The sequence below is a fragment of the Pedobacter sp. Bi126 genome (genome assembly GCF_918698245.1).
GTDB lineage: Bacteria > Bacteroidota > Bacteroidia > Sphingobacteriales > Sphingobacteriaceae > Pedobacter.
On the sequence record NZ_CAKKMS010000002.1, the window covers coordinates 615534 to 628583 of the forward strand.

Annotated in this window: 7 protein-coding genes; 6 read left to right on the forward strand and 1 reads right to left on the reverse strand. The window is 39.7% G+C overall.

The genetic code is table 11. From position 1 onward, the window contains the following. Positions 1-84 precede the first annotated feature (84 nt). Positions 85-2250 carry an amylo-alpha-1,6-glucosidase gene (locus LQ201_RS07750; RefSeq protein WP_230140878.1) on the forward strand — a complete coding sequence of 722 codons (2166 nt, stop codon included), beginning with the start codon at positions 85-87 and terminating at the stop codon, positions 2248-2250. A gap of 837 nt (positions 2251-3087) precedes the next feature. Here LQ201_RS07750 and LQ201_RS07755 read toward each other — a convergent pair. Further along, complete coding sequence (locus LQ201_RS07755) at positions 3088-3861, reverse strand: IclR family transcriptional regulator (protein ID WP_230140880.1); 774 nt, start codon at positions 3859-3861, stop codon at positions 3088-3090. Positions 3862-4136: 275 nt separating this feature from the next. Between LQ201_RS07755 and LQ201_RS07760 the strand changes: the two genes are divergently transcribed. From LQ201_RS07760 to LQ201_RS07780, 5 genes are all read left to right on the forward strand, one after another. After that, entirely contained in the window at positions 4137-6896 is a 2760-nt protein-coding gene (locus LQ201_RS07760) for a family 78 glycoside hydrolase catalytic domain (RefSeq protein ID WP_230140888.1), read from the forward strand. Continuing rightward, positions 6893-8005 carry a glycosylase gene (locus LQ201_RS07765; RefSeq protein WP_230140891.1) on the forward strand — a complete coding sequence of 371 codons (1113 nt, stop codon included), beginning with the start codon at positions 6893-6895 and terminating at the stop codon, positions 8003-8005. The genes LQ201_RS07760 and LQ201_RS07765 overlap by 4 nt, the downstream gene beginning before the upstream one ends. Before the next feature lies 1 nt (position 8006). Further along, positions 8007-10568: a glycoside hydrolase family 2 TIM barrel-domain containing protein gene (locus LQ201_RS07770; RefSeq protein ID WP_230140902.1), complete on the forward strand. Its 2562-nt coding sequence runs from the start codon at positions 8007-8009 to the stop codon at positions 10566-10568. Positions 10569-10714: 146 nt separating this feature from the next. Continuing rightward, complete coding sequence (locus LQ201_RS07775; protein WP_230140917.1) at positions 10715-11875, forward strand: ABC transporter substrate-binding protein; 1161 nt, start codon at positions 10715-10717, stop codon at positions 11873-11875. After that, positions 11872-13023, forward strand: coding sequence for a CaiB/BaiF CoA-transferase family protein (locus LQ201_RS07780; RefSeq protein WP_230140919.1), 1152 nt, complete (start codon positions 11872-11874; stop codon positions 13021-13023). Before LQ201_RS07775 ends, LQ201_RS07780 begins: the two co-directional genes overlap by 4 nt. The last annotated feature ends 27 nt before the right edge of the window (positions 13024-13050 follow it).

Below are 13050 nucleotides of genomic sequence, written 5' to 3' on the forward strand. Positions count from 1 at the left end.
GTCATTCCCAACTTGATTGGGAATCGTAAAGCATTTGCCCATTAAGATTCCCGCCTGCGCGGGAATGACGACTGAATTATAATTATGAAAAACTTAAAAAAACTTATCCTTATTGCCATTTTCACCTGCTCGGCAGCACAGCTTTTCGCGCAAAAAGCCTCGTGGATCTGGTATCCCGGTGATTTAGATATCTACATGAGCAATGTAATGCAGAACCGCAGAACCGAAAGAGGGTCTTTTTTTCCTGTCTTCTGGAAAATGGATAGCCACTATGTTTTGGTTGATTTTCACAAAGAATTTAATCTTGCTCAATCTGAAGAGGTTAAATTATTTGTAGAAGGTACTTACAATGTTAAAATCGATGGTCAGGCCATTACAGGTTTTCCAAAAAGCATTCAAATTCCGGCAGGAAAACATAAATTGAGTTTGAAGGTTTACAACCAGGCACATGTTCCGGCGATTTTTGTTCAGGGCAAAACGGTAGTTTCTGATGAAACCTGGCTCACTACTTTCGAGGATAAAGAATGGATCGATGCGAGTGGAAAAACCTCTGATAAATCAGGAACTACCTTTGTTTCAGCAGGCTCATGGATTTTAACCGATCCAACTCAATTACCATCACAGTTTAAATTGCCTGTTGTTGCGCAATCAGCTGTTAAAACAGAAAAAGTAAACAATGGTGCAGTTTCTGATTTCGGCAAAGAAACCTTTGGTTTTATAAAAGTACATGGTTTGAAGGGAAAGGGAAGGCTGAGTATCTATTACGGAGAATCGAAAGAAGAGGCCTTATCAACCGATAAATGTGAAACCTTAGATTATCTTGACATTGACCGTTCTCAGAAAAAAGATTCGATTATGCCACTTTCAAAGGCCTTCAGATATGTAAATTATCAATCTGAAGGTTCAGTATCAGCCGATTCTGTTTCCATGTTGTACGAATATGCTCCAGTAACTGAAAGAGGAAGTTTTAGATCTTCGGACACTGAGCTAAACAAAATCTATGATGTAGCCAAATACACCTTTCACTTAAACACCCGCGAATTCTTTATCGATGGGATAAAACGCGATCGCTGGGTGTGGAGCGGCGATGCTTATCAAAGTTATTTGATGAACTATTACTCGTTTTTTGATGCACCAACTGTAAAACGGACTTTATTGGCTCAGCGTGGAAAAGATCCTGTAACGGCGCACATCAATACCATTATGGATTACTCTTTTTATTGGTTTTTAGGGATTTATGATTACTATAAATTTACCGGCGACCAGAAGTTCGTACAGGATATTTACCCGCGGATGCAGTCGCTAATGACTTATATCGATGGAAGAAAGAATAAAAACGGCCTGTTAGAGTGGATGCCTGGTGACTGGATTTTTATCGATTGGGCAGATAAACTGAGTAAAGATGGTGAAGTAAGTTTCGAACAGTTGTTATATGCCAGGAGTTTAGAAACAATGGCTTTATGTGCCAAATTAGCCAATGACACAGATGGCATTGCCAAATACGACAAACAGGCTAAAGAACTGAAAAACAAGATTTTTGAACTTTATTGGAATGAGCAAAAAAGTGCTTTAGTGCATAGCCGGATTGACGATAAACAAACGGATAATGTAACCCGTTATGCCAACATGTTCGGGATTTTCTTTGATTATTTTAGCCCGGAGCAAAAGCTAGCCGTTAAGAAAAATGTACTCTTAAACGATAAAATAGCCAAAATTACCACACCTTATATGCGTTTTTACGAGCTCGAAGCATTATGTGCCATGGGCGAACAACCTTATGTATTAAAGGAAATGAAAAATTATTGGGGTGGCATGTTAAAACTGGGTGCAACTTCTTTTTGGGAGGAATACAACCCGGATAAAAAGGGAACCGAACACTTGGCGATGTACGGCCGCCCGTTTGGAAAAAGCCTTTGCCACGCCTGGGGTGCAAGTCCGATTTATTTATTGGGAAAATATTATTTAGGTGTACAACCTACAACACCTGGTTATGAAACGTACACCATTGAACCTAATTTAGGTGGTTTGGAATGGATGGAAGGTAAAGTCCCAACAGCAAATGGTGATATTTCAGTGTTTTGTAGTAAAAAAGAAATCAAAGTTTCTTCTCCAACAGGTGCAGGTAAACTAAAGGTAAAAAGCAAAACCAAACCTGTTGTAAAAGGTGCTGAAGTTAAAGAATTATCGAAGGGGATTTATGAAGTAACAATCGAAAAAGGTAAGGATTATAACGTGAAGTATTCTGGTTAGTTTGGGCTAACGCTCGTTTCTAACGAGCGTTGAATAGCTTTTCGTTTACAAACGATAAAATCGTAAAGTTATTTATGCACTCGTTGGGAAACGAGCGCAAGCCATGCTGTACTGGGGGTGGTCAATATCATTTAGAAAAGCGGGGTTCGGTGCTTTTAGGTTATGAAAGCCCTGCTCTCCCTCCAAGTCCTCACTCATTCTTCGCTCCGGGCTTTCCGTTCTATCAGGTTTATTTAACCAAACTCAGTTGTTCTTGGCTACACATCAACCTGTCTATAGCTTATTGCCATAGATACCGCATTGGGGATTGCAAGGGTTCTGGGCTAACGCTCGTTTCTAACGAGCGTTGAATAGCTTTTCATTTACAAACGATAAAATCGTTTATCTATTTACGCACTCGTTGGGAAACGAGCGCAAGCCATGCTGTACTGGGGGTGGTCAATATCATTTAGAAAAGCGGGGTTCGGTGCTTTTAGGTTATGAAAGCCCTGCTCTCCCTCCAAGTCCTCACTCATTCTTCGCTCCGGGCTTTCCGTTCTATCAGGTTTATTTAACCAAACTCAGTTGTTCTTGGCTACACATCAACCTGTCTATAGCTTATTGCCATAGATACCGCATTGGGGATTGCAAGGGTTCTGGGCTAACGCTCGTTTCTAACGAGCGTTGAATAGCTCGTCGTTTACAAACGATAAAATCGTAAAGTTATTTATGCACTTGTTGAGAAACGAGCGCAAGCAATTAAGAGAAATGTCATAATAGAGGGTAGTTTACGCTCATATCAGTTAGCAGTTATATCAGCGATTAGAAAGTCAAAGCCCCCTTTTTGGAGGTTGGGGGTTAAACCCCAATCCGCTGTTCTATTTTTTTAACACATTTATAGGCCTCGGCAAGGATCACATCATTTTCAATCGCTTGATCTACATTTATCGCATTTAACATCGAAATGGTTAAACAGGCGATAATTCCATTATTGCCATTAATACCAATTGGTACCGAAAGATCGGTTACACCAGAAACAGAATCACTATTTTTGAAATAAGAGCCTGTTTGCTGAATATCTTCCAATGAAGTCAAAAAATCTTCTTGCTGGGCTTTAGCATATTTCTTAAAAATGGAATTGTTTTTTAATGTTGTGCTACGCTCAGCCTCAGGCATGTAAGCCAATAAAACCTTACCCGATGCGGTTAGTGGCAAAGGAAACAAATTTCCCTCTTCAATAGAAAGCGCAATCGGCCCAGGACTTTTCGCATGAATAATCACCATTACCTGGTTCATGTACAAAATACTCAAGTGGCAAGATTGACGGATACTGTTTGCCAGTTCCTCTAATGGAAACTGGGCAGCTTTACGCAGCTCATCAATAGGCGAGTGCCGGTGTGAGAGGTAAAAAAGCTTTAACGACAGCCTATACTTACCAGAAACTTCATCACGTAAAATATAACCACGACTTTCCAGACTCATCAACATCCTGTAAATTTCGTTTGGCGTTTTCTCAATACCAATAGCAATTTCAGTTTGAGACAATGGGATAGATTGTGCTGATAAATACTCCAATATATCAAGTCCTTTATCCAAAGCAGGGGCTTGGTACTTCGATTCTTTTTCGTTCATGCGGGTTTAAATTTGGCTGTATCGTATTTTTTACAATTTCAAACATACAAAATGCTTTCTTATTTATCCAAGAGAAGATTTTGTATAATTTAAATACGAATATATGTTTTCATATTTAAAAAAAACATTTATATTTGAATTAGAGATAGTATTTTAAAGTTACGGAATTTAAAAGGCTTAATTCTATAGAATTGAGAATTTATTTCTGAAAAAATTTATCACTGATGACCATTTATAAACCTAACCAAAACATCCGAAACGGTGTGCAATAGTGAATGAGCAAACTTGTAATATTTTCTTGGCTTTATCTGTTAAGCATTCCGCTTTTTGCGCAAGATATTAAGGTTGCTCAATTGAATTGTGCGTATCGTAATAATCCTATTGGCATTGATGTTCTTTCGCCGGCTTTGAGCTGGAAACTGCAATCTGCTAAACACAATATCATGCAAACAAGCTATCAAATCGTAGTTTCTAGCAGTTTAAGCAATTTAAATAAAAATATTGGGGATGTTTGGGATACTCAAAAAGTAAACTCAGGCCAATCATTACAGATTAAATATCAAGGTAAAAAGTTATTATCAAGTAAAACCTATTATTGGAAAGTCCGTGTTTGGGATAATTTCGGGCATGAATCTGGCTGGAGCGCTTCGGCCTTTTGGCAAATGGGATTGCTCAACACAGCCGATTGGAAAGGCGCAAAATGGATTGCCTACGAAAAGCTGGCGGATTCTAACGTAAATAGCCTGCCAACGGATGGTAAAAAAGACAAATACATAGGCAATAACATCTTGCCAATGTTCCGCAAAGGTTTTACGGTAACGAAGACAATTAAAAAAGCTACAGCTTTTATTTCTGGTTTAGGCCATTTTGAAATGAGTTTAAACGGAGCGAAAGTTGGCGATGACTTTTTAGCACCCGGCTGGACGAAGTATGATAAAGAGGTCTTGTACCTGACTTATGATTTAACTAAACTGCTTAAGAGAGGTGAAAATGCAATAGGAGTGATGCTGGGCAATGGTTTTTATTATATTCCTCCTGTTAAAGAAAGGTATAGAAAATTAAAGGTAGCCTATGGTTATCCGAAAATGATCTGCAGGTTGTTGATCGAATATACAGATGGAACTTCAGCGAATATCATCAGTAACCAAAGTTGGAAAACCGCACCATCGCCCATAACTTTTTCAAGCATTTATGGCGGTGAAGATTACAATGGCAACCTCGAGCAAAAAGGATGGAATTTAGCAGGTTTTAACGATAACAAATGGAAATCATCGTTATTGGTTGATGGTCCGAAGCTAAATGCACAGAAAGAAGAACCTGTAAAGATTTTCGAAAATTTTTCACCTCAAAATATTAATCCGGTTGCCAATGGCGAATGGGTTTATGATATGGGCCAGAACGCTTCTGCAATTATCGAATTGAAAGTACGGGGTAAAAAAGGCGATACGATCCGCATTACTCCAGCCGAATTATTAAAAGCTGATGGTTCGGCAACACAAAAAAATATCGGCAGCCCATCTTACTTTACCTACATTTTAAAAGGAGATGGTTTGGAAACCTGGCGTCCTAAATTCTTTTATACAGGCTTTCGCTACCTGCAGGTTAAAGGAGCTGTTCCAAGCGGTAAGGCAAATCAATCTGGCAAATCAGTCATAGAAGATTTAAAAGCCTTGCACATCCGAAATGCTGCTGAGCAGGTAGGTAAGTTTTCATCGTCTAACGAATTGTTCAATAAAACTTTCAGCCTGATCGATTGGGCGGTTAAAAGCAACATGGTGAGTGTTTTTACTGATTGTCCGCATCGTGAAAAATTGGGCTGGTTAGAGGAATTGCATTTAATGGGCAGTTCTGTAAGATATAATTACAATGCTGCACCTTTGTTTAAAAAAGCCTTGCAAGACATGAAGAACTCGCAACTGGCCAGTGGTTTAATTCCTGAAATTGCACCGGAATACGTAAAATTTGAATGGGGCGGCGATATGTTCCGCGATTCGCCTGAATGGGGCAGCAGTGGGATTTTAATGCCATGGTATTTGTACCAGTGGTATGGCGATAAACAGGCTATGGTTGATTATTACCCGATGATGCAGCGTTACATCGCTTATTTGGGTACCAAAGCAAATAACCACATTTTATCACAAGGTTTAGGCGATTGGTATGATCTGGGGCCAAAGCCTCCCGGCGTTTCTCAGTTAACGCCAATGGGCGTTACGGGTACAGCCATTTATTATTATGATTTAAAAATCTTAGAAAAAACGGCTACGCTACTAGGCAAAAAGGCTGATGCAATAGTCTATGCGAAACTTGCCATTGAAGTGAAAAATGCATTTAACCATAAATTCTTTGATCCAAAAAGCAAACAATATGCAACGGGATCTCAAACTGCAAATGCAATGGCGGTTTATATGGAACTGGTTGAAGAAAAGCATAAAAACGCAGTAATCGCGAATTTGGTTAAAGATATCAGAGATCGTAAAAACAGTTTAACAGCAGGCGATATAGGTTATCGTTATGTGTTGCGCGTTTTAGAAGATGCCGGTAAATCGGACGTGATTTTTGATATGAACAGCCGTTCGGATGTACCTGGTTATGGCATGCAACTGGCCAAAGGCGCAACGGCTTTAACCGAATCGTGGGCCGCTTTGCCAACCGTATCCAACAATCATTTTATGCTGGGGCACTTAATGGAATGGCTGTACAGTGGTGTTGGCGGCATCCGTCAGGCAGAAAATTCCATTGCTTTTAACCATATTAAAATTGAACCAGAAGTAGTTGGCGATTTAACCTCGGCTGATGTGCGTTACAATTCACCTTATGGTAAAATTTCTTGCAAATGGGAAAAAACAGACCAAACTTTTACACTGGAGGTGAATATCCCGGTAAATACAAAAGCAACAATTTATTTTCCGGTTTTGCCGAAATATGAAATCTCCGAAGAAAACAATTCGACATTTACGGATGCAGGAATAGCAGACGGGAAAGCTAAGGTTGTTATAGGATCAGGTTATTATAAGTTTAATTTAAAGTACAAATGAAAAAGATAATCCTCGCATTTTTCCTTTTTGTAAGTGCATTAAAATTGAATGCGCAAACCATTAATCCTGTTTCAGCCGAAACCATGGAAAAGATTTATCAGGAAGTAAAAACGCCTTATAAATATGGCTTGGTAATGGTTCCTGAAGATAAAGACCACAAAATGGATTGCCCAACAGTTTTCCGCAAGGGAAAGTTTTGGTACATGACCTATCTTATTTTTAGTGGTCGTGGTTACGAAACCTGGCTGGCAAAAAGTAAAGATTTATTGCACTGGGAAAATCAGGGCAAATTGATGTCGTTTGGCGATGCTGGCCATTGGGACGATAACCAAAAGGCAGGTTATAATGCCTTATTGGATACCAAATGGGGCGGAAGTTATACGGCAAATCAGTTCGATGGTAAATATTGGATGTCGTATTTCGGTGGTAAAGAAAAAGGTTACGAAGTAGAGCCTTTATCCATCGGGATAGCTTATACCACAAAAGATCCATCAATAGTTCAGGAATGGAATAGGCTCGATAAACCTGTTCTGGCTTCGGGTGATGCAGATGTACGTTGGTGGGAAAACCGGAACAAATTATTTAAAAGTACAGTAATTGAAGATAAACAGAAGTTGACAGGACATCGTTTTGTAATGTACTATAATGCTGTAGGCGATTCTTTGGCAAACAATAAAAAAACACGCTGGTACGAACGGATCGGTATGGCGGTTTCTGATGACATGGTCCATTGGCAGCGGTTCAATAAAAATCCTGTTGTTCATCACCCTGTGGGCATTACTGGAGATGCTGTAATCCAGAACATTAATGGAACCTGGGTAATGTTTTACTTCGGTGCTTTCTGGCAAGATCGAAAAGATTCATTTAACCGCTTTGCCGCCTCAAATGACCTGGTAAACTGGACCGATTGGACAGGCAATAACTTAATAGAATCGTCAGAGAAATACGATGAATTATACGCGCATAAATCTTTCGTACTGAAATATAAAGGCACGGTGTACCATTTTTATTGTGCAGTAAATAAACTAGATCAGCGCGGCATTGCTGTGGCTACATCGAAAGATTTGGGTAAGAGTAAAGTGAATTTTGTAAGCGAAACAAAGAAATAACATGAGAAGGCTACCTAATTTTAAAGTTGTAATTTTTCTGACATTCGGTTTGTGGGCATCCCGTCATTGCGAGGCACGAAGCAATCCTAATGCGAAAGAACAGCCAACCCATAGTAGTAAGATTGTTTCGTGCCTCGCAATGACGACCAATCGAGATAAGATTAGGCCAGAACCCCGCACCAGAACCAGCTTTAACAAAGATTGGAAATTCTTTTTAGGGGACGAAGCAAATGCAAAATCTCCAGCATACAACGATCTTAAATGGAGAAAACTCACTTTACCGCATGATTGGAGTATTGAAGGCAAATTCGACGAGAAAAATCCTGCAAAACCTGAAGGTGGTGGTTTGCCTACAGGTATAGGCTGGTACAGAAAACAATTTACAGCTCCTGCCAATTTTAAGGATAGATTAATCACCATCGAATTCGACGGCGTGTATAAAAACAGTGAAGTTTGGATCAATGGTCAATACTTGGGCAAAAGGCCTTACGGCTACAGCTCTTTTTCTTACGAGATTAGCAGATTCTTAAAAGCTGGGAAAAATATCATTGCAGTTAAAGTTGATAATTCAGCACAGCCTGATTCTCGCTGGTATTCAGGTTCAGGGATTTACAGAAATGTATGGCTTACATCTGCAGCAAAGGTTTCAGTAAAACGTAATGGCACTTTTGTAAAAACCTTTGTAATCAGCGGCGATAAAGGCCAAAGTAATGAAAGCAGAAAATTAAAACCTGGTGAAAGTATCGCGTCAGTAAATGCGGAAATCGAGATTGAAAATAAATTCAAAACAAAAGGTATTTATAAAATTATAACGACCATTTTGGATGATAAAAATATCCAATTGCAAAAAAAGGAATGGCCGCTCAATACCAGCGAAAATTCTACAACAATGTCGATTAATGGTCTTGGAATAGCTAATCCTAAACTGTGGTCAGTTGATCATCCGACCATGTACAAGTTGGTGGTAGAAATTGCACAAGCTGATGGGAAGATTATTGATCAGTATGTAACACCTTTTGGGGTGCGTGAATTCAATTTCGATGCAGCTAAAGGCTTTTCATTAAACGGAAAACCTATGAAAATTTTAGGCGTTTGTTTGCATCACGATTTAGGTGCCTTGGGTGCTGCTGTGAATGTGAGGGCAATGGAACGCCAACTGGAAATTATGAAAGCAATGGGGGTGAACGCTATCCGTACAGCGCATAATCCACCTGCTCCTGAATTTTTAGATTTATGCGATAAAATGGGCTTCCTGGTTATGGATGAGGCTTTCGATATGTGGGTGAAAAAGAAAACCAAAAACGATTACCACCTCAATTTTCCAGCCTGGCACAAAAGAGATCTGGAAGAAATGATCAAACGCGATCGTAATCACCCGTCGATTATCCTTTGGAGCATCGGCAACGAAATCCGCGAGCAGTTTGACAGTACAGGCATCGCGATTACAAAAGAATTGGTTGGCATCGTTAAAAACTTAGATAAAACCCGGCCCGTAATCTCAGCTTTAACAGAAACCAAAGCCGAAAAAAACTTCATCTATCAGGCCAATGCATTAGATGTTTATGGACTAAACTATAACCATAAACTGTATAAAGATTTTCCTAAAAATTATCCTGGAGTGAAGTTTTTGGCTACAGAAACCACTTCGGCTTTAGAAACCAGGGGTTTTTACGATACAGCCGATACCATCCGTCGCTGGCCAAAAGATGGAAAAACGAAATTTACAGAGGGAAATAACGAGTGGTCGGCATCGGCTTACGACAATGTTTCAGCTTATTGGGGTTCTACACACGAAGAAACCTGGGCAGCAGCAAAAAAATATGATCATGTTTCAGGTTTATTTGTTTGGACAGGTTTCGATTACCTGGGGGAGCCTTTACCTTATCCTTGGCCAGCAAGAAGCTCATACTTTGGAATTGTTGATTTGGCAGGTTTCCCCAAAGATTCCTATTACATGTACCAGAGCGAGTGGACAAATAAACCTGTGTTACACCTTCTGCCGCATTGGAACTGGAAACAAGGAAAATCGGTAGAAGTTTGGGCGTATTACAACAATGCTGATGAAGTAGAATTGTACCTGAACGGGAAATCGTTAGGAAAAAAATCAAAGCAGGGTGATGATTTACATGTGTTTTGGAATGTACCTTTTGAACCAGGAACTTTAAAGGCAGTATCCCGTAAAAGTGGCAAAGAGGTTTTAGTACGTGAAGTTAAGACCGCAGGAGATCCGGCAAAGATTGAATTAATCGCAGACAGGAAAAATATTAAAGCTGATGGTAAGGATTTATCGTTTGTAACCATTCGCGTTTTGGACGCTGCTGGTAACGTAGTGCCAAATGCAGATAATCTGGTTGATTTTCAGGTTGAAGGTGTTGGGTTTATTGCAGGTGTTGATAATGGGTTTCAGGCAAGTTTAGAGCCTTTTAAAGCCAATTACCGTAAAGCTTTCCATGGTTTATGTTTGGCCGTTCTTCAATCAACAGAAAAAACCGGAACCATAAAATTAACAGCTTCATCAGCTGGTTTAGTTTCCTCGTCAATCACAATTAACACTGGGAAATAATGAGGAAATCCAAATTTTTAACCACAAAGACACGAAGAACACAAAGCTTTTTAAAGATTATTTCTTGGTGTACTTTGTGCCTTGGTGGTTCCCTTTTCTTTGATAGAAGGAATAGCGCATGATAAGAAATAATTAAAATAAGATAAGTGGAAAAGACGATAAATTTAAAAGGAATAACCTGGAACCATAGCCGTGGGCTTTTGCCAATGGTGGCTACGGCACAACGATTTTCCGAATTGCAACCAAATGTAAATATCACCTGGGAGAAAAGAAGTTTGCAGCAATTTGCCGATTTTTCAATCCAGGAATTGGCAGAACGGTTTGATCTGCTGGTGATCGATCATCCCTGGGCAGGTTTTGCCGCCAAAACAAAATCAATAGTGCCTTTGGATCTTTATCTTTCTCAAGAATATTTGAAAGATCAGGAAGAAAATTCGGTAGGTCAATCTTATGAAAGTTATTTCTATGATGAACACTTATGGGCTTTACCGATAGATGCGGCAACTCCTGTAGCAGCTTCAAGACCAGATTTATTAGTTCAAAAGGATTTGCAATTGCCTAAATCTTTTGAAGATCTATTGGCACTTGCCGATAAAGGTTTAGTTGCCTTTGCAGGTATTCCGATTGATGTATTAATGAATTTTTATACCCTTTGCTGCTCTTTAGGGGAAGATCCTTGTCAAGGTGATGAGCAGGTGGTTTCTAAGGAAATTGGTGTTCGGGCATTGCAAATGTACCGGGAACTGGCTTCCAAAATAGATAAAGCAAACTTCGGTCGAAACCCGATCCAGGTATATGAGGCGATGACTTTAACGGATGAAATAGCATATTGCCCGTTTGCATATGGCTACTCGAACTATTCGCGTAACGGTTATGCACGCAAAACCCTGCATTTCCACGATATGATTGCTTTAGATGGTAAAACCAATCTGAGAAGCACATTGGGTGGAACAGGTTTAGCCATTTCTGCCAAATGCGAACAATTGGAAATTGCGGCTAAATATGCAGAATTCGTAGGTTCACCGGCTTGTCAGTCTACTTTGTTTTTTGAGAGTGGTGGTCAGCCAGGGCATTTAGCGGCATGGAAAAATGAAGAAGTCAACCGCCAGAGCCAACATTATTTCCTGAATACTTTACCGGCCTTACAAAGAGCTTTTCTCCGTCCACGTTACCATGGTTCGATGTATTTTCAAGACCATGCAGGCGATGTGGTGCGCGATTATTTAATGAATGGAGGCGATGAAATCCAGGTTTTATCGGCTATGAACAAATTATATCAGCAATCTAAAAGCTTAGTGTTATCATGAACAGACCGCTTGAAGGACTTTTGGTTTTAGAGTTTTGCCAATTTTTGGCAGGACCATCGGCTGGCTTGAAACTGGCCGATTTGGGTGCCCGTGTGATTAAAATCGAACGACCAAAAACAGGCGATGCTTGCAGGTCTTTATCCATTAAGAATCTTTTTGTCGATGAAGACAGCCTACTTTTTCACACCATCAACCGGAATAAAGAAAGTTATACCGCCGATTTAAAAAATCCGGAAGATTTAGAACGACTTAAAAGATTAATCAGCAAGGCGGATGTGATGACACATAATTTTAGACCAGGAGTAATGGAAAAAATTGGTCTGGATTATGAAAACGTTCAAAAAGTCAATCCAAAAATTGTTTACGGAATGGTAACCGGCTATGGGAGTGAAGGCCCTTGGAAAAACAAGCCAGGTCAGGATTTATTGGTACAATCCGTTTCTGGATTAACATTTTTATCGGGTGTTGATGTAGACGGACCAGTTCCTTTCGGACTTTCCGTTTCGGATATTATGTGCGGAAACCATTTGGCACAAGGTATTATGGCCGCTTTAATCAAAAGGGCAAAAACCAATAAAAGTGTTTTGGTTGAGGTGAGCTTGCTCGAATCCATTTTAGATGTACAGTTTGAAGTATTAACCACTTACTTAAACGATGGTGGTAAATTGCCCGATAGAAGCGGAGCAAAAGGCAGTGCACACGCTTATTTAAGCGCTCCTTACGGCATGTACCAAACCAACGATGGTTATATCGCCATGGCCATGGGCAACCTGCCAAATATCTGTACGATCATCAATTGCGATATTACCGATCTGTATGTGGAGGCAGGTTCAGCATTCGAAAACCGCGATAAATTAATTGTCCGCCTCGCCGAAACCTTTAAAAAAGAAGATACAAAACATTGGGTTGATCTTTTGGAAGGCCATGGTATTTGGTGTGCAGAAGTATTAAATTATCAAACGGCTACAGCATTGAATACCTATAAAAGCCTACAGATAGAACAGGAATTGGATTTAGATGAAGGTAAAAAAATAAAGACAACAGTAAGCCCGATTAGATTGGATAATGAAAAGTTATTTGCCAGTAAAGCAGCACCAAAACTTGGTTTTGATACAGCTGAGATTAATAAAGAGTTTGAATTAAGTTAATAAAATTGGTCGTCATTCCCGCGCAGG